At 39.3% G+C, this 15,811-nt stretch carries 22 protein-coding genes; 19 read left to right on the top strand and 3 right to left on the bottom strand.

Annotation, left to right across the window (positions count from 1 at the left end; all coding sequences use genetic code 11):
• Positions 1 to 67: 67 nt before the first annotated feature.
• Positions 68 to 613: a cupin domain-containing protein gene (locus ORD22_RS05780; RefSeq protein ID WP_411567624.1), complete on the bottom strand. Its 546-nt coding sequence runs from the start codon at positions 611 to 613 to the stop codon at positions 68 to 70.
• Between the two features lie 307 nt (positions 614 to 920).
• Between ORD22_RS05780 and ORD22_RS05785 the strand changes: the two genes are divergently transcribed.
• The 15 genes from ORD22_RS05785 to ORD22_RS05855 all read left to right on the top strand — a co-directional run bounded on the left by ORD22_RS05785 (position 921) and on the right by ORD22_RS05855 (position 11,518).
• Entirely contained in the window at positions 921 to 1,043 is a 123-nt protein-coding gene (locus ORD22_RS05785; RefSeq protein WP_317644979.1) for a hypothetical protein, read from the top strand.
• 74 nt (positions 1,044 to 1,117) lie between these two features.
• A complete protein-coding gene (locus tag ORD22_RS05790) occupies positions 1,118 to 1,240 on the top strand; it encodes a hypothetical protein (RefSeq protein WP_255407423.1) in 123 nt (40 codons plus the stop codon).
• A gap of 360 nt (positions 1,241 to 1,600) precedes the next feature.
• The gene (locus ORD22_RS05795; protein ID WP_317644980.1) at positions 1,601 to 1,723 is read left to right on the top strand and encodes a hypothetical protein; all 123 of its coding nucleotides are present in this window, start codon (positions 1,601 to 1,603) and stop codon (positions 1,721 to 1,723) included.
• A 59-nt stretch (positions 1,724 to 1,782) separates the two neighbouring features.
• The gene (locus ORD22_RS05800; protein WP_317644981.1) at positions 1,783 to 1,905 is read left to right on the top strand and encodes a hypothetical protein; all 123 of its coding nucleotides are present in this window, start codon (positions 1,783 to 1,785) and stop codon (positions 1,903 to 1,905) included.
• Between the two features lie 54 nt (positions 1,906 to 1,959).
• On the top strand, positions 1,960 to 2,082 hold the full coding sequence (locus ORD22_RS05805; protein ID WP_317644982.1) for a hypothetical protein: 123 nt from the start codon (positions 1,960 to 1,962) through the stop codon (positions 2,080 to 2,082).
• A 164-nt stretch (positions 2,083 to 2,246) separates the two neighbouring features.
• Positions 2,247 to 2,849, top strand: coding sequence for a TetR/AcrR family transcriptional regulator (locus ORD22_RS05810; protein WP_317644983.1), 603 nt, complete (start codon positions 2,247 to 2,249; stop codon positions 2,847 to 2,849).
• A 19-nt stretch (positions 2,850 to 2,868) separates the two neighbouring features.
• Entirely contained in the window at positions 2,869 to 3,708 is an 840-nt protein-coding gene (locus ORD22_RS05815) for a substrate-binding periplasmic protein (protein ID WP_317644984.1), read from the top strand.
• A gap of 21 nt (positions 3,709 to 3,729) precedes the next feature.
• Positions 3,730 to 4,371, top strand: coding sequence for an amino acid ABC transporter permease (locus ORD22_RS05820; RefSeq protein ID WP_317644985.1), 642 nt, complete (start codon positions 3,730 to 3,732; stop codon positions 4,369 to 4,371).
• Positions 4,372 to 4,385: 14 nt separating this feature from the next.
• Positions 4,386 to 5,132, top strand: coding sequence for an amino acid ABC transporter ATP-binding protein (locus ORD22_RS05825; protein ID WP_317644986.1), 747 nt, complete (start codon positions 4,386 to 4,388; stop codon positions 5,130 to 5,132).
• A gap of 19 nt (positions 5,133 to 5,151) precedes the next feature.
• Positions 5,152 to 5,574, top strand: coding sequence for an OsmC family protein (locus ORD22_RS05830; protein WP_317644987.1), 423 nt, complete (start codon positions 5,152 to 5,154; stop codon positions 5,572 to 5,574).
• Between the two features lie 209 nt (positions 5,575 to 5,783).
• On the top strand, positions 5,784 to 6,734 hold the full coding sequence (locus ORD22_RS05835; RefSeq protein WP_317644988.1) for a bile acid:sodium symporter family protein: 951 nt from the start codon (positions 5,784 to 5,786) through the stop codon (positions 6,732 to 6,734).
• Between the two features lie 348 nt (positions 6,735 to 7,082).
• Positions 7,083 to 8,351 (top strand): beta-N-acetylhexosaminidase, encoded by a 1,269-nt coding sequence (gene nagZ, locus ORD22_RS05840; protein WP_317644989.1) that lies wholly within the window; start codon positions 7,083 to 7,085, stop codon positions 8,349 to 8,351.
• Positions 8,352 to 8,365: 14 nt separating this feature from the next.
• Positions 8,366 to 8,998, top strand: coding sequence for a PGAP1-like alpha/beta domain-containing protein (locus tag ORD22_RS05845; RefSeq protein ID WP_317644990.1), 633 nt, complete (start codon positions 8,366 to 8,368; stop codon positions 8,996 to 8,998).
• Positions 8,999 to 9,103: 105 nt separating this feature from the next.
• On the top strand, positions 9,104 to 9,898 hold the full coding sequence (locus ORD22_RS05850) for a VLRF1 family aeRF1-type release factor (protein ID WP_317644991.1): 795 nt from the start codon (positions 9,104 to 9,106) through the stop codon (positions 9,896 to 9,898).
• Between the two features lie 321 nt (positions 9,899 to 10,219).
• On the top strand, positions 10,220 to 11,518 hold the full coding sequence (locus ORD22_RS05855; protein WP_317644992.1) for a purine/pyrimidine permease: 1,299 nt from the start codon (positions 10,220 to 10,222) through the stop codon (positions 11,516 to 11,518).
• A 39-nt stretch (positions 11,519 to 11,557) separates the two neighbouring features.
• Here the strand turns inward: ORD22_RS05855 and ORD22_RS05860 are convergent, their stop codons facing one another.
• Positions 11,558 to 11,731 (bottom strand): hypothetical protein, encoded by a 174-nt coding sequence (locus tag ORD22_RS05860; protein WP_317644993.1) that lies wholly within the window; start codon positions 11,729 to 11,731, stop codon positions 11,558 to 11,560.
• 149 nt (positions 11,732 to 11,880) lie between these two features.
• Between ORD22_RS05860 and ORD22_RS05865 the strand changes: the two genes are divergently transcribed.
• Positions 11,881 to 12,435, top strand: coding sequence for a DJ-1/PfpI family protein (locus ORD22_RS05865; RefSeq protein WP_317644994.1), 555 nt, complete (start codon positions 11,881 to 11,883; stop codon positions 12,433 to 12,435).
• A 36-nt stretch (positions 12,436 to 12,471) separates the two neighbouring features.
• Here the strand turns inward: ORD22_RS05865 and ORD22_RS05870 are convergent, their stop codons facing one another.
• On the bottom strand, positions 12,472 to 13,086 hold the full coding sequence (locus ORD22_RS05870; RefSeq protein ID WP_317644995.1) for a Yip1 family protein: 615 nt from the start codon (positions 13,084 to 13,086) through the stop codon (positions 12,472 to 12,474).
• A 145-nt stretch (positions 13,087 to 13,231) separates the two neighbouring features.
• On the opposite strand from ORD22_RS05870, the gene namA reads away from it, so the two are divergent.
• The 3 genes from namA to ORD22_RS05885 all read left to right on the top strand — a co-directional run bounded on the left by namA (position 13,232) and on the right by ORD22_RS05885 (position 15,610).
• The gene (gene namA / locus ORD22_RS05875; protein ID WP_317644996.1) at positions 13,232 to 14,257 is read left to right on the top strand and encodes an NADPH dehydrogenase NamA; all 1,026 of its coding nucleotides are present in this window, start codon (positions 13,232 to 13,234) and stop codon (positions 14,255 to 14,257) included.
• 115 nt (positions 14,258 to 14,372) lie between these two features.
• Entirely contained in the window at positions 14,373 to 14,741 is a 369-nt protein-coding gene (locus ORD22_RS05880; RefSeq protein WP_317644997.1) for a carboxymuconolactone decarboxylase family protein, read from the top strand.
• Between the two features lie 134 nt (positions 14,742 to 14,875).
• Positions 14,876 to 15,610, top strand: a complete 735-nt coding sequence (locus tag ORD22_RS05885; RefSeq protein WP_317644998.1) for a YqcI/YcgG family protein — start codon at positions 14,876 to 14,878, stop codon at positions 15,608 to 15,610.
• Positions 15,611 to 15,811: the final 201 nt, after the last annotated feature.

The raw sequence follows: 15,811 nt of genomic DNA on the forward strand, positions 1-15,811 counted from the left end.
CTGCAGGAGCGCCAGCGACGAGTAGGCTCAAGTGTGTCTTTTGAAAAGCTGGGGAACGGACTATTTTTTAGTTATGTCCCAATCTCTTCATATATTCATATTGTTTTTCAGTAGCGTCTGCAATCGCTTTGGTTTCATGTACGGTACCAAATGGATGCTCTGGCGGTGCATAGATGGAATATAATTTGATCGGTTGACTGCCGGTATTCTTGAGATTATGCCATTTTCCAGCTGGTATGGTAAAGATATCGTCATCCTGAACGTTACGTACGAAGTCCAATCGCTCTTTCGTATCACCTATTTGAACCAGTCCTTGCCCATTTTCTATACGTACAAACTGATCAACATCAGAATGCATTTCTAGTCCGATATCTTCACCTGGATTGATACTCATCAATGTTAGTTGCAAATGTTTACCTGTCCAGAGAGCTGTACGGAATGTATCGTTTTGATTTGTAGCTTCTTCTATATTGATAACTAGCGGAACCGTGCCATAATCAGTTAGGCTGCTGTCTCCATGCGCAACAACTTCATTCGGAGGCATGTATGCAGGCTGCAAAGGATCTCTAGGACAAGGCATAATATAGAAGGGAACATAATAACAAACATTCATAAAACTTGGATGATTGAAGATTATACTCATTCCTTTCATAGCGCTTTTCCATGTAGTATATGATGTGGACCTAGAAGTGTGATGAAAATGAATGCGGGTATGAAAAATAGCATTGTGGCTAAACCTACTATGGCTTGAATTCACATACTGGACATATGTAAGCGTTATGACTTTGAATGAATTGTGAAAACTTTCACAAGGTGCTTCCAATGATGCCAAAAGAGGGTATGATAAGAGTAACAAAAGAAAGTAGTTATAGATTCTTACCGAGAGAATCAAAATACAAACCAAAAGGAGACTGAACAACATGTGGGTAATCACTTTGTTCGAACAAGAAAACGTACGGATTTTTGAATTTGCGGAGAAAGCAGAAGCGACAAATGCTATGAAACAATTCAACGAGTACGCTGTTCTATCCTTTACAAAATAAACAGCAATAAATAGTACTAAACATTTCTACTACTGAACTTTATAAATATAAAAATCAAAAGGAGACTAAAAAACATGTGGGTAATTACATTGTTTGATCAAGAGAATGTACGAATCTTTGAATACGCCGAGAAAGTTGAAGCAACAAACGCGATGAAGAAATTCAGTAAATATGCTGTTCTATCTTATACAAAATAATAGCGTAACAACTCACTCACAGCCTTTCCTGCTGTGAGTTTTTTTATTTGGAAATGAAGTGTTGGGCTTAATCTTGTAAGACATTGGACACTAAAGATCGTCGAATCATACAATATTTTGTTTATATTTACATTAAATTATTTAGTAAATTCATGCATAACTTTACTTCCAATAACAAGAAAACGTTTGCAGACACAATTTCGCCTTATGTAAGCGTTTTGTCTTTGAATGAATTGTGAAAACCTTCACATGGTAGTTTCTTTTGTTGTAGAACAGCGTATGATAAGAGTAACAAAAGAAATTGGTTGGCAGATTCCATTCAGGAAATATATAACCGATTAAAAAAGGAGACTGAACAACATGTGGGTAATCACTTTGTTCGAACAATCAAACGTACGAATCTTTGAATATGCGGAGAAGACAGAAGCAACAAACGCAATGAAAAACTTCAGCAAGTACGCAGTTCTTTCTTATACAAACTAAGCCAAGGCTTTTTATAGCATTAGATCAAAACAATACAAACTCAGAGGAGACTGAATAACATGTGGGTAATCACTTTGTTCGAACAATCAAATGTACGAATCTTTGAATATGCGGAGAAGGCAGAAGCAACAAACGCAATGAAAAATTTCAGCAAATACGCAGTTCTTTCTTTTACAAACTAAGCCAAGGATTTTTATAACGGAATACCAATACAAACTCAGAGGAGACTGAATAACATGTGGGTAATCACTTTATTTGAAACAGCAAACGTACGAATCTTTGAATATGCGGAGAAGGCAGAAGCAACAAACGCAATGAAAAACTTCAGCAAATACGCAGTTCTTTCTTACACAAACTAATCTACTATCATCCAGCCCGCAGCTATACTAGCTGCGGGTTTTTCATATTTTCTAAATAACATTGACTAATTCATTGTTTTCAGATAGGATTAATTTAATTGATCAGTCAGTCAGTTATGAAAGAGGTGAAAAGAATCCCTACAATTCAAATAAATCGAAAAAAGTTGGATAGAAAAAATCAATTGATAGATATTGCTTTAGAACTGTTTGCTACGAATGGTTTTGAGGGGACGAAGATATCGGATATCGTTGCAGCTGCCGATGTGTCACAAGGGACATTCTATTGGTATTTCAAAAGTAAAGAAAGTATTGTAATTGAAATAATTCTACTAAGTGGTAAAGAATTACTGCAAGTGGTTGGTCAGGGGTATCGCACAACGGGTGGAACGGTTCAAGATTCGGTTGATGCTTCCCGTAATTTATTTGTACAGTTATTTACCTTCGCTGAAAAAAATCGATACTTTATGGAAATTCTATGTAAAGGTATGCATTTTCAACCTGCAATTCAACAAGAGTTAGATGCTATTCGGTCTGATATTCACCATGCGTTCACAAAAAACATTAAAAGAGCGCGTGAGTTGCAAATATTGCCTGATATAACGTATCCAGAACGAAAAGCAGCGTTTTTATTATCTTTAGTAGAGGGTGTCATTACACGTTGGTTAATCGATCAGGAAAAGGGCGAATCAACTTTTGAAGGAATGACACCGGAAGAGTTAGCCGAGGAAATGGTAACATTTGAGTTTTATGGTTTAATGGGTATTTAAAAAAGAAGGAGAGAGAAAAATGAAACATACGACAAAAGTGATACTGGCAATGGTATTGATGTTATCCTTACTACTTGCAGCATGTGGTAAAGGTGATAACAAAGCAGGAGAAAGTACAAAGGATAATGAAAAAGCGAGTAATCTTCTAGAAGAAATTAAAGAGCGTGGTGTCATTAAAGTAGGCATGATGGGGACGTACGCACCTTATAATTTCCTAAATGATAAAAAGGAAATGGACGGATTTGATGCAGACATTTCAAAAGCATTGGCAAAGAATCTTGGTGTAGAGCCTGAATTTATTGCGCAAGAGTTTTCAGGGATGATTCCAAGCCTTCAAGCAGGTAAATTTGATATCGTAGTGAGTCAGATGACTATAACAGATGAACGAAAAGAACAAATGGACTTCACACAGCCATATATAACAAATGAAGTAAAGGTAATTGTAGTAGAGAACAATACTGACATTAAAGAAAAAGAAGATTTTGTTGGAAAAAATATCGGCGTGGGCCTTGGAACAAATGACGAGACTTATTTGCGAACGGTATTAATGCCCGAAATTGGTGATTTCACAATTAAAACGTATGATGATGTCATTACTTCATTAAAAGATTTGGACGCTGGCCGTATTGATGCCACGATTAATAATCTATATGCATTAAAACCAATCATTGCTGAAAATGGATTTAAAATTAAAGCTGTAGGTAAACCTGTAAAAGCAGATCCAGCCGGTGTAGCTGCTAAAAAAGGGAATGAAGAATTAATTGCTGCGTTAAATGAGGCGTTAACACAAATAAAAGAAGATGGAACGTATAATGAAATCTTCAAAAAATGGTTTGGTGAAGAACCTCCAGCAGAATGATGAAAGCGGGATGGAATCTGGATGACTATAGTTATTGAAAATTTACCTTTCTTATTAAAAGGTGCTTACTACACATTATTAATTACAATGATATCCATGTTCTTTGGTTTGATCATAGGCGTACTAACTGCGATTGCCCGTTTAAAGGGCAATCGTCTTCTTCAAGGAATCTCCCGAATATATGTTTCAATTATTAGAGGAACTCCACCACTCGTTCAAATAGTAATCGTCTACTATGGATTAGTAGATTACGGTATTACATTAGGACCACTGACAGCAGCTTGTATTGCATTAAGTATAAATATAGGTGCGTACGTTTCTGAAACTTTTCGTGGGGCCATTCAAGCTATACCGCCTGGTCAAACGGAGGCAGCATTAGCTACAGGCATGTCTGAGCAACAGGCAGTCCGACGAATTATTTTACCGCAAGCCATTCGAGTTGCAATTCCACCATTAGGAAATACGTTTGTCGGGATGTTAAAAGAAACGTCGTTAGTATCTGTTATTGCTGTCACTGAATTATTGCGGTCAGCCCAATTGTTAGTTGCACAGTATTATGTCTACATGCCAATTTACTTGTCCATAGGTGTGATGTATTGGATTATGAGCACTGGTTTTACAGTCATTTTAAATAAAGTAGAAAAACGGCTATCCGTGTATTAAAAGGAGGATCTGGTTTGATTCAGACGAAGAACCTATCGAAGAAATTCATAGATAATGAAGTGTTGAAAAATATTAGTGTGGACATACCAGATCAACAGGTAGTAGCGGTTATTGGACCAAGTGGATCAGGGAAAAGTACGTTTCTACGATGCTTAAACGGTTTAGAGGAAATATCAGGCGGGATTGTCGACGTAAACGGTTTGATCGTAGATGCTTCAGATCCTAAGAAAGTCAGACAAAAAAACGTTCGTTCCATTCGGCAACAAACAGGAATGGTATTTCAGCAATTTAACCTATATCCACATAAAACGGCTTTGGAAAATGTGATTGAAGCATTACTTATTGTGAAAGATATGAAAAAAAGTGATGCGGTTTTAATTGGTGAGAAACTTCTACAACGCGTTGGATTAATTGATAAAAAAGATGCCTATCCGTCAAAGCTATCAGGCGGTCAACAACAACGTGTGGCGATTGCACGTGCATTGGCGATGGAACCGGCTATTATGTTATTTGATGAACCTACTTCGGCATTAGATCCTGAACTAGTGGGGGAAGTGCTATCCGTCATTAGGGAATTAGCGAAGGAAGGAATGTCAATGATCATCGTCACGCATGAGATGAGATTCGCACGCGATGTGGCGGATCGAATTCTTTTTATGGCAGATGGAGAAATTGTTGAAGATACCACATCTGAACAGTTCTTTGAAAATCCGCGAACCGAACGTGCAAAAAAGTTCTTAGAAAAAGTAATTGAGTACTAAGAGAAAGGTTGGTTTACTGATGAATGTTCAAGCGAAATGGTTAGGTGGTAGAGCCTTTACGGCAGTTGGACCTTCGGGATTTGATATGTCAATGGATGCTACAGCAGCCTATGGAGGAGAAGGAAATGGAAATACACCGACAGAGATGTTGCTAGGTGCTTTGGCTGGGTGTATAGGGATAGATATCACGATGATTTTGAATCCCCACCTTGATCAAATTAAAAGCATTGATATAGAAGTAAAAGGTACTAGACGAGAAGAGCTACCTACAGCATTTACAGCAATTGAAATTGTTTTTACAATTGATGGAGACATTACGCCTAAAAAAGTATGGCGCGCCATTAGGTTAGGTAAGGATAAATATTGCGCTGTCTCCGCTTCATTAAAAGCGGATGTGCACTTCTCACTTTTGTTAAATGGAGTTCAAGTTGAGGAAGTATGACGAATAGAATATTGTTCATGTAATACGTAACCCGTAGCTATCGTAGCTGCGGGTTTTTCTAAGTACTTCGTAAGAAAACTAGTTGGAATGGGATGAACGGTTGATTTCCTGTGCTAGAATATCTCTATATCAATCATTAGCATATAGAAGAATATAACTACATTTCACTATTTCTATTGGAATCATTTTGATAAAGAAGGGAATTTTCTATGTTAGCAAAGGTAAATATGTGGTTGCAACGAAGAATTGCGATTTTAACACCGCTTAGTTTAGTGTTAGGTGTGTTATTCCATCAAGTAGGAGAGCAGCTATTATTCGTCGTCTCCTGGTTGTTTGCGTTTATGACGTTCGTAGGTAGTTTAGGTATGAATGCAAAAGAGACGAAAATGGTTGTGAAATACCCTAGTTTCGTTCTCGCGAGTATCGCGTTTTTGCATATACTCATGCCTGGTTGGGCTTATGTTCTCTCTACTGTATTCTTTGATGATCACTTACTAACGGTTGGTTTTGTGTTGGCCGTTGCCATACCTACTGGGGTTACAAGTATTATTTGGGTATCGATTACAAGGGGGAATTTACCACTCTGTCTGTCTATCATTTTGATCGATACGTTGTTAGCACCTATCATTATACCGGCAATTATTCATGTTGTGGCTGGAGAACGAATTGCGGTAGATACGACTTCACTTATCTTGAACTTATTATGGATGATTGTATTACCGACATTGCTCGGTATTTTATTGAACGAACTGACGAAAGGGAAAGTGCAAACAACGTTGATGCCTAAATTAGCTCCATTTTCTAAGTTGAGCTTATTCGCAATCGTCGGTATTAACGCTAGTGCCGCGGCTCCTTATGTAAAAACAATTTCATGGGAATTATTCGGTGTGATCGCGCTTGTATTGTTTATTGCCATTACGGGATATGCTACCGCTTTAGCGATTGGACACTTATTATGGAAAGATCCAGACATTGCGACAACGTTCATGTATGTTGCAGGTATGCGTAATATTGCGACTGGTGTCGTAGTGGCGACTACATTTTTCCCTGCCAAAGTGGTTGTGCCAGTCGTTTTCGGTATGTTGTTTCAGCAAGTATTAGCTTCTTTCTACAGTAAAGTGGCAGAACGATATAAGTTGTATCAAGTTCGCTTAACGTAAATCGTTTAATGAAAACTGCCGCCTTCTGATTGACAGAGAAGCGGCAGTTTGTTTATTTCCTCTTATTTTTCTTATTCGAAGATTTTGTATCAAAGTCAGCAGATAATTCCTCGTGTCTATTGTCGTTAGGGTTATTGTTATTACTGTTGCTAGCATCTTTGCTTTTGCTTTGATACGTACCTAGTGGATTATGCGTACGTTCATTCATCGTTTTATTATTGTTTTTATTAGCTATGTTAAACACCTCCTAAAGCGTATTATGGACGGGAAAGAGTAAATCATTCTATAGGCATGTCATTTTGTTGTTAGCAAAAAAATGGTAGTATATCTAAAAGAGGAGGTGGGCATTTGCGAAACATAGTTAAACTTATGATGGTACTAATCGCATGTACATTACTTTCTTTGCTGGCGGGATGTTCTGATCAACGGGACAAACAGCAACAACAGCAAGATGAGCAGCAACAAGAAGCTACACCAATCGAGCATATTTCTGCAAGCGATAAGCAAAATGAAGAAATTCAAGCAGTTCTTCATCATATGTCTATAGACGAAAAAATAGGTCAGCTCATTTTAATGGGTGTCGAAGGTCCGCAGCTTGATGCTAAAGCGAAAGCCTTCGTAGCAGAACAACGTGTAGGTGGGATTATTTTATTCAAACGAAACTTCGACAATGTCACGCAATCGCTACAGTTGATCAATGCACTGAAAGAAGCGAATATACAAGGAAGTACGCCATTATTAATTGGTGTGGATGAAGAAGGAGGTCGCGTGACGCGTTTGCCGCAGGAATTAGTGAAGACACCGACGAATCGCTATATTGGAAATGTGGCGGGTGGGGAATTCTCATTTGATATTGGCGAACTTCTTGGCGACAAACTACATGCATTTGGACTCAATATGGACTTTGCACCCGTACTGGATGTTGACAGTAATCCGAACAATCCAGTGATAGGCGATAGATCCTACGGTGCGAATCCGCAAATCGTCAGTGCCGCAGGAATAAGCCAAGCTGAAGGAATGAAGTCGCGCCACGTCATTCCTGTAGTAAAGCATTTTCCAGGTCATGGAGACACAAGTGTGGATTCCCACATAGATTTACCAGTGATTACTCATGATAAGAAACGGCTAGATGAAATAGAATTGCTACCGTTTAAGCAAGCGATTGAAAGTGGAATAGATGCAGTAATGGTCGGTCATTTAATTGTACAAGCCTATGATCCATCGACACCTGCTTCTATGTCTAAACCGATTATTCAAGAGTTGCTGCGTGACCAATTACATTTTGACGGTGTAGTTATTACAGATGATTTAATTATGGGTGCAGTACAAAAAAACTACTCGATTGGTGAGGCTGCGCTTCAAACGATTCAGGCAGGCGGAGATATTTTACTCATTGGGCATGGATATGAACCTGTCCAACAAGTGTTAACCGCATTGAAAAACGCAGTTACTTCAGGAGAATTGACGGAAGAACGTATTAACCAAAGTGTCGAACGGATTCTGAAGCTAAAAATGACCTACGAGCTAGATGACACACAACGTGATAACATAGATGTTGATGAACTCAATCGACAGACAAAAGAACTGCTAGAGAAAATGAAAACTAGCGAAGGATAAGGGGAACTAATGAATTGGGAGAACAAGTACTTTTGCTTCATGGATTTAGTAAGACTGCACGTGATATGCAGACATTAGCCACTAATTTAGAAAGTCGTGGATATCAGTGTCAATCGTTAAATTTACCATTAACTAGACGTGAGTTTGATTTATCCACTGCTCTTGTAGAAAATACTCTTTATGATATGGCGTCAAAACAAGATACGAAAATTCATTTAGTTGGGCATAGTACAGGTGGCTTACTACTACGCAATGTGCTGAAAGAAACGGAAGTTATTCAATCGATTGGCCGTTGCGTCCAGATTGCTACGCCAAACCGTGGAAGTCGACTTGCGCATATAGCGAGTAAAGTGATGCGCTCCACGGAGTATTTTCGAACGCTTAAATCTTTACATGCTTCTTATATAGAAAAATTAAATTTGCCTGACTTTACACCTTTCCCTATCGGAGGGATTGCAGGAACACGTAATCATTTATGGCTAGGAAAATTATTGCCAGGTGAGAACGACGGACTTGTAGAGCTGGAGTCTGTTCATTATCCAGGCCTTTCTGATTTCATCACATTGCCTTACGGACATACAGAAATTCATCATAAACAAGAAGTCGCTGAATTAACTGCGCGCTTTTTGCAGACAGGTCGCTTCTAATGGTACATAATTATTTATTTGAAGAATTTCACAGCCTCTACTCACTTGTAAAAATCGCATAGTCGGGCATGCTAAGCGTGAGGGAATAGTGAGGAGGATGATTGGATGAGTATTTACGAAGATGTGAAAAAGTTAAAAGCTTTTCGTTGTGATGACCGTTGTGTATTATCGGTATACTTGAACACCAATCCAGCAGATCCTGAACAACAGCAAGCGGCGTGGCGTATTCATCTAAAGTCTGGTCTGAAACGATTGGATGAATACTTGGTTGCTTCTGGTAATGAAAAAGAATTAACTGCTTATCGCTTAGTGAAAGACCAAGTGATGAAAGAAGTGGAAGATAAGCAAAATGATTTAGCAAAAGGTGTCGTTATTTTTGCGGCAGCAGATCCAAAAATTTGGTCTGTTCATTATGTTCAAGTCGCTGTCAAAACGAGTTTTCATTGGGAAAATCATGCGATGACTGAAGAATTGGAGTATATGTTAAAAGCATACCCAGAGGCTGGAATAATCCTCCCGAGTTATAGCAACGTACGCATTTTGAATACTGCGATGGGAAGAGTGCATGACGAAGTTGTCTATGAATTCGATTCAGGTCTTGATGTATGGAAAGAACAAAAAGGGGTTATTTCTTCTATACAACGAGGTGTTGGGGGACATACAGACGGATTTGATATCAGGCTAAAAGAAAATCTAGAACGCTTTTATAAAGATATGGGATCTGTCGTTAGTAAAATGAAAGCAAAACGAGGGTGGAAAGAAATTCATGTGGCGGGTGAAGCAGAGATTGCTAACAGCTTTGCATCGGTTTTGCGTGAAAAGCCAGAAAGCTGTATTCACAAAAACTTCGGGAAATTAAACAATAATCATATCATCCAAAAAGTCTTCGAATCCCGTTAATAAAGTACGGACATGTTGCCAGTGGCAGCATGTCCTTTTTGATTTGACGACAATATAAAGGAATAACGACATAATTTTAGAAGTCCAATTGGCTCCATGATCAAGTAGACGATTAGGTAGCGTGAGATCGAGAATCTGGTTGTGGCGAAGCGAAGGAAGAAATTCAAGCCACGCCTTTAGGAAAATATTCTTCTATCGAAAATCCCAGATTAATCAGCAACCTATTGGCGAACTTACATATCCTAATCAAACTAAAAAGTCTTTTCACGTGTTATACTGAACTACATCAAAGTTCTACAGTAACATCGGAGGTATTATCCAATGAAACATCTCGCAGGCGGTATCCAATGGACTATCTTCCTTATCGCTTCATCAATCGCAGCACCTATCGCCATTGCACATGTTTTCGGAATGGATCCGATAGAAACATCACTATTCATGCAACGAACAATATTTGTACTAGGTATTGCATGTCTAATCCAAGCCTTTTTCGGCCATCGAATGCCGATTAATGAAGGGCCAGCTGGCTTATGGTGGGGAATTTTTGTAGTCTACGCGGGTATGGTCGGCATATTTTACACGACTTCAACAGATGCACTACAAGCGTTGCAAAGTGGGATGCTTTATAGCGGGGTACTATTTTTCATTTTAGCCGCCACTGGAATCATCACGAAGATGAAGGTGCTTTTTACCCCAGCCATTACATTCACTTATTTATTGCTTCTCATATTGCAGTTGAGTGGCACATTCATCAAGGGAATGATGGGTGTCGAAGAAGTGGGTGATTATTTAGATCCTGTCATTTTAGGTGGAAGTTTTATTGTCTTATTAATTACATTCATTGCAATGAGCAATAAACGTCCGACAGTTTCCAAATATGCAGTCCTCATATCAATTGTTCTTGGTTGGGGATTATTCCTATTACTCGGTAAGACACCGGACGTTGCTAAAGTTTCAGATCAACTCATTCAATTGCCGAAGATGTTCGTCTACGGTCACCCAGTATGGGATAGTGGCGTATTCGTAACGGCTGTATTCATTACGTTATTGCTCGTAGCCAATATGCTGGCTGCGATGCGGGTTATGGAATATTTATTAATACATTCCTTTGATATCACACCACCTGACCGATTGCGTCAAGGTGCTTTTGCTTCAGGATTTATCCATCTAATTGCTGGACTATTCTCTGCAATTGGATCAGTTCCAATCTCGGGATCAGCAGGATTTGTCGGTACGACGCGTATGCCATCGATGAAGCCGTTTATTGTGGGAAGTATTTTACTAATAATGATTACGCTTTTTCCTAGTGTTATGGCGATTTTTGCATCACTTCCAGCACCCGTTGCATATGCTGTAACATTCGCAATTTTTACTAAGATGGTATCTATGGCATTCAACGAACTCGACGCGGATCCCGAGAAGGATCGTGCAAGACAAGCTGTTGCCTTCGGTTTAATGGTCGGTGTCGGCACGATGTTTGTTCCGGCAGATAGTTTATCTCAACTACCTGCTATTGTTGCCTCTACACTTTCCAACGGACTGATTACAGGGACACTTTTAGCTATTTTGATTGAACAGTTTATGATCCGTCGAATGAATAAAAGAACATCGCTAAAGTAAATGCAAAAGCCTAACACCAGTCGTGTCAGGCTTTTAGTATTATTTTCTTTTGTCTTCGGTTGCACGATACACTTCTTTTAATGCCTCGCGATATTCTTTACCCGTAGCATTTTCACGAACACGTGCTGACTCGTCGGCACTAGCTTCAAACTCTAAACCCATTTCTTCGTTGATTGTGTCTTTATGAAAAAGACCTCGAATACGTTTATTCATTGTATATCCCTCCTTGTCCTACTATGTCTTGTTTTGCCAGAAAAAATACATGGATGCATGTTTTTAGGATAAGAAAGAGGAGTCTCTAGTCGAATGTCGAATGAAATGTAGTAGAAGCACAATTCAGAATTGAAGGAGAGGAAATGTACATGAGTAAAAAAGTATTAATTCTCGGTGGGGATGCAGTTGAGGCTTTAGAGATTTTTTATCCGTATTACCGTTGTTTAGAAGAAGGATTTGAGACGACGATCGCTTCGCCTTCCGTGAAGAAATTGTACACAGTCACTCATGATTTCATCGATGGTATGGAAACGTATGTAGAGAAGCCAGCATATGGTTTGGATTCACATATCGCTTTTAAGGATGTTAACCCAGCAGATTATGATGCGTTAATAATTCCAGGTGGCCGTGCACCAGAATATATCCGTTTAGATGAATCACTTCCAGCAATCGTTCGTCATTTCTTCGAGGAAAATAAGCCAGTGGCCGCTGTCTGTCACGCAGCACAAGTATTGTCTGTTCTTCCTGATTTAATGAAGGGAAGAGAGATGACAGCTTATATTGCATGTAAACCAGACGTCACCGCAACAGGTGCCACGTATATCGAAAAGGATCTTCATACAGAAGGTAACCTTGTATCAGGACACGCATGGCCGGACTTACCAGGCTTGATGAGAGAATTTATGAAGATGGTTAATAAGTAAGAAAAAGATGCAAAGCCATTGGACTTTGCATCTTTTTTATACAATACTAGCAAATAGAATAAACATCAGTATTACAATGAATGGAGTCAGAAGAACTAAAAACATACCTACAATGATCATAATTACACCAAATCCACGCCAGGAAGAGAAATGATGAACAATACCAATCCCTTTTGATAAAATGACTGTAGAATAGATACTGACGCCTAACGTCAATAAATTAACCAGTAATAAGATAGCAGACGTCCCGCTTAGCATCGCATAGGAATCCGTAAATAATGCCTTACCGAAGATGATGACAATTATAAGATTGATAGGCATCAGCCAAATTAAAGGGATGGAAGCAATAGGTACCATTTGCAACATATCGTTGAAATTACCATTTCCACGAAGCCACTTACCTACCCAAGTGTATAACCCCGCAGCGATAAACAGGCTAATGATACTTCCGATAAAAGTAGAAAGTATACCGAGAAGAATGATAGCTATAAGTGGCAGGCTTGAAAAAAGATCAGTCTCAGCAAATGAAGTCATACCAACACCGATGGAAGAAAGAAATAAAATAAAAAAACTATAACTCCATGTTTTGTATTCCAGAACATAACGAATCGTTTCCTTTGGTTGTGTCCATATAGATACGAGTGGATTCATAAATCACAACCCCCTTTCTTTACTATAGTATACGTTTCATCACTTCTATATGTTTCAAAAGTAAGGAATTATAATCCTCATACGTTAAAAGTTAGCGTGTATTTGATATACTTTCTCTTACAGTTACTTAAGGAGGACGAATTCAATGGCAAAATTATTCACACCTTATACAATCCGCGGCGTAGAATTTAAGAACCGCATCGCGATGGCACCGATGTGTATGTATTCCTCTCATAATCAAGATGGGAAAGTACAGGATTGGCATAAAGTTCATTATCCAACACGTGCGGTAGGGCAAGTGGGTCTTATTATTGTAGAAGCGACAGCTGTTCAACCAGCGGGGAGAATTTCTAACGAAGACTTAGGGATATGGTCAGATGATCATGTGGAAGGATTGACGGAAATCGTTCGATTGATGAAACAACATGGTGCGAAGACAGGAATTCAGTTGGCACATGCAGGTAGAAAATCGACAGTAGACGGAACAATTTATGCACCGAGTGCCATTGCATTCAGTGAGGATTATAAGATACCGGCCGAGATGACTGTCGCAGATATTGAGGAAACGATTGAAGCGTTTAAGCAAGCGACAATTCGTTCCAAGCAAGCAGGTTTTGACGTTATCGAAATTCATGGCGCCCACGGTTATTTAATCAACGAATTCCTATCACCATTATGTAATCAACGTACAGATGAATATGGTGGATCAGCAGAAAATCGTTATCGATTATTAGGGCAAGTCATTGATGCTATCCGTTCCGTTTGGGATGGCCCACTGTTTGTTAGAATTTCAGCGGAAGATTATGCAGATGGAATGGACACTGCACAATATGTCGAGATGGCGCGTTGGATGAAAAAGCAAGGTGTAGATTTGGTGGACGTTAGTACTGGTGGAGTAGTGCGGGCAACTATTCATCCATTCCCAGGCTACCAAGTCCCATCTGCAGATAAAATTCGCAACGAAGCAAATATAGCTACAGGAGCGGTCGGCTTAATCACCTCTGCTCTACAGGCAGAAGAAATTCTGCAGAATGGTCGTGCGGATATGGTGTTGCTTGCACGCGAGTTACTACGTGATCCATACTGGCCGTACAGAGCAGCAAAAGAGTTAGGTGTAAAAATCGAATCGGCTGTTCAATATAATCGTGGCTGGACGTACAAAAAATTGTAATAACAATCTTCATAGAAATCCACCCTATTAAACACAGGTATTCATATCATTTCCGCTCTCACTGTATAGCAAATTAACTTACGGATATACTACGTCTATATGGGAGGGGATTTTCATGGAAGATTTCACATTTACGGATGCGATCTTACAAGATTACAAAGCAGGTATGGGTGCAATGAGCGAAAAGATACCTAATGTACTTAAATCATTTAATACATTTTCAGAAGCATGTTTTGAAGAAGGCGAAATTAGTCAAAAGCAAAAGCACTTGATTGCGCTTGCGGTCAGTGTTTATGCACATAGCGAATATTGTATTATCTATCATACAAAAGGCTGTGTAGATAGCGGTTGTAGCTCAATGGAAATTCTAGAAGCAATCAGTATAGCAGCCGCACTTGGCGGTGGCAGTGCGCTGAGTCAAGCGGTCACATTAGTAATGCAGACTATGGATGATTTACAAGAAGATCCGAATCCGATTCAATGAAGTGAACCTTACCGAATGCTCTCGGTAAGGTTTTTCACTTTAGTAAATGAACTAACTCATAACTCAAGGCAACTTACTCATATAGTAGACATTGTGCAGTGATCTATCGGATGATAGGGTGGAAGGGAGTGGGAATGTTGATTCAAACATCAAATGCTTTATTAACGAAAGAAGACTTTAAAGAACGAAAAGATTTGCCTGAATGGTTGCTTAGAGAATATGAGACGTTCCATAGGATTGTGACAGATAAGACTTTTCCGTGTTATTTTGGGATGGCGGGGGAGAACAAAGGTGAACTGCGCTATGCGTATATACATCAAAAGGATTGGTCTACTCTACCTCATGCGCTAGAAGCATTTTTAACATTGTTTGAAAACCTTAAGCATAAGCGCCACGGATTATTTGTTTTTGTTGAACCTTTCCAAGCAGAAAGTACTATAGAAATCTATCGTCAACAATTCTGGGATATCTTACAGTATCTGCACAAAGAAGATACAAAAGAATGGCCGGCTGACGCACCGCGGGATCCAAATCACTATCTTTGGGACTTCCACTTCCATGGTCAACCAATTTTTGTATTCGGCAATGCCCCTGCTTATAAACAACGGAAAACACGCAATTTAGGGAACTCTCTTATTATCGGATTCCAACCGCGTAAAATTTTCAAGGGGCTTGAAGGTACTGAAAAAGGGGGGATCAATTCACGTGAGAAAGTACGTGAACGGGTCGAAGAGTGGGATGCATTACCGAAGCATCCAGACATCAGCCACTTTGGTGATCCTACGCATAATGAATGGAAGCAGTTCTTCATTGGAGACGACTGCGAACCGCTAACTGGAAAATGTCCGTTCAACCATAAAGAGATGTGAGAGGGGATGGGACAAAACCTCAAGAATGCATGAAGGACATTCCCTTCATGCATTTTTCTTTTTGACTACGTAGTTATAGACGTGGCTTTTTTAGATACAGGAGCGCAGGGTTATGGACTATTTTCTAGTAATGTCCCAGCCCCATTATTCAACGGAAAATGACCGTATTGCCATTCGGTTCTACTGTTGCAAAACATATAC

Source organism: Sporosarcina sp. GW1-11 (genome assembly GCF_033088395.1).
GTDB lineage: Bacteria > Bacillota > Bacilli > Bacillales_A > Planococcaceae > Sporosarcina.

What these genes read in the sequence shown, in the direction of transcription:
- ORD22_RS05780 (WP_411567624.1), bottom strand. Translation starts at nt 613, where the DNA reads ATGAATGTTTGTTATTATGTTCCCTTCTATATTATGCCTTGTCCTAGA.
- ORD22_RS05785 (WP_317644979.1), top strand. Translation starts at nt 921, where the DNA reads ATGTGGGTAATCACTTTGTTCGAACAAGAAAACGTACGGATTTTTGAA.
- ORD22_RS05790 (WP_255407423.1), top strand. Translation starts at nt 1,118, where the DNA reads ATGTGGGTAATTACATTGTTTGATCAAGAGAATGTACGAATCTTTGAA.
- ORD22_RS05795 (WP_317644980.1), top strand. Translation starts at nt 1,601, where the DNA reads ATGTGGGTAATCACTTTGTTCGAACAATCAAACGTACGAATCTTTGAA.
- ORD22_RS05800 (WP_317644981.1), top strand. Translation starts at nt 1,783, where the DNA reads ATGTGGGTAATCACTTTGTTCGAACAATCAAATGTACGAATCTTTGAA.
- ORD22_RS05805 (WP_317644982.1), top strand. Translation starts at nt 1,960, where the DNA reads ATGTGGGTAATCACTTTATTTGAAACAGCAAACGTACGAATCTTTGAA.
- ORD22_RS05815 (WP_317644984.1), top strand. Translation starts at nt 2,869, where the DNA reads ATGAAACATACGACAAAAGTGATACTGGCAATGGTATTGATGTTATCC.
- ORD22_RS05820 (WP_317644985.1), top strand. Translation starts at nt 3,730, where the DNA reads ATGACTATAGTTATTGAAAATTTACCTTTCTTATTAAAAGGTGCTTAC.
- ORD22_RS05830 (WP_317644987.1), top strand. Translation starts at nt 5,152, where the DNA reads ATGAATGTTCAAGCGAAATGGTTAGGTGGTAGAGCCTTTACGGCAGTT.
- ORD22_RS05835 (WP_317644988.1), top strand. Translation starts at nt 5,784, where the DNA reads ATGTTAGCAAAGGTAAATATGTGGTTGCAACGAAGAATTGCGATTTTA.
- ORD22_RS05850 (WP_317644991.1), top strand. Translation starts at nt 9,104, where the DNA reads ATGAGTATTTACGAAGATGTGAAAAAGTTAAAAGCTTTTCGTTGTGAT.
- ORD22_RS05855 (WP_317644992.1), top strand. Translation starts at nt 10,220, where the DNA reads ATGAAACATCTCGCAGGCGGTATCCAATGGACTATCTTCCTTATCGCT.
- ORD22_RS05860 (WP_317644993.1), bottom strand. Translation starts at nt 11,731, where the DNA reads ATGAATAAACGTATTCGAGGTCTTTTTCATAAAGACACAATCAACGAA.
- ORD22_RS05865 (WP_317644994.1), top strand. Translation starts at nt 11,881, where the DNA reads ATGAGTAAAAAAGTATTAATTCTCGGTGGGGATGCAGTTGAGGCTTTA.
- ORD22_RS05870 (WP_317644995.1), bottom strand. Translation starts at nt 13,086, where the DNA reads ATGAATCCACTCGTATCTATATGGACACAACCAAAGGAAACGATTCGT.
- namA (WP_317644996.1), top strand. Translation starts at nt 13,232, where the DNA reads ATGGCAAAATTATTCACACCTTATACAATCCGCGGCGTAGAATTTAAG.
- ORD22_RS05880 (WP_317644997.1), top strand. Translation starts at nt 14,373, where the DNA reads ATGGAAGATTTCACATTTACGGATGCGATCTTACAAGATTACAAAGCA.
- ORD22_RS05885 (WP_317644998.1), top strand. Translation starts at nt 14,876, where the DNA reads ATGTTGATTCAAACATCAAATGCTTTATTAACGAAAGAAGACTTTAAA.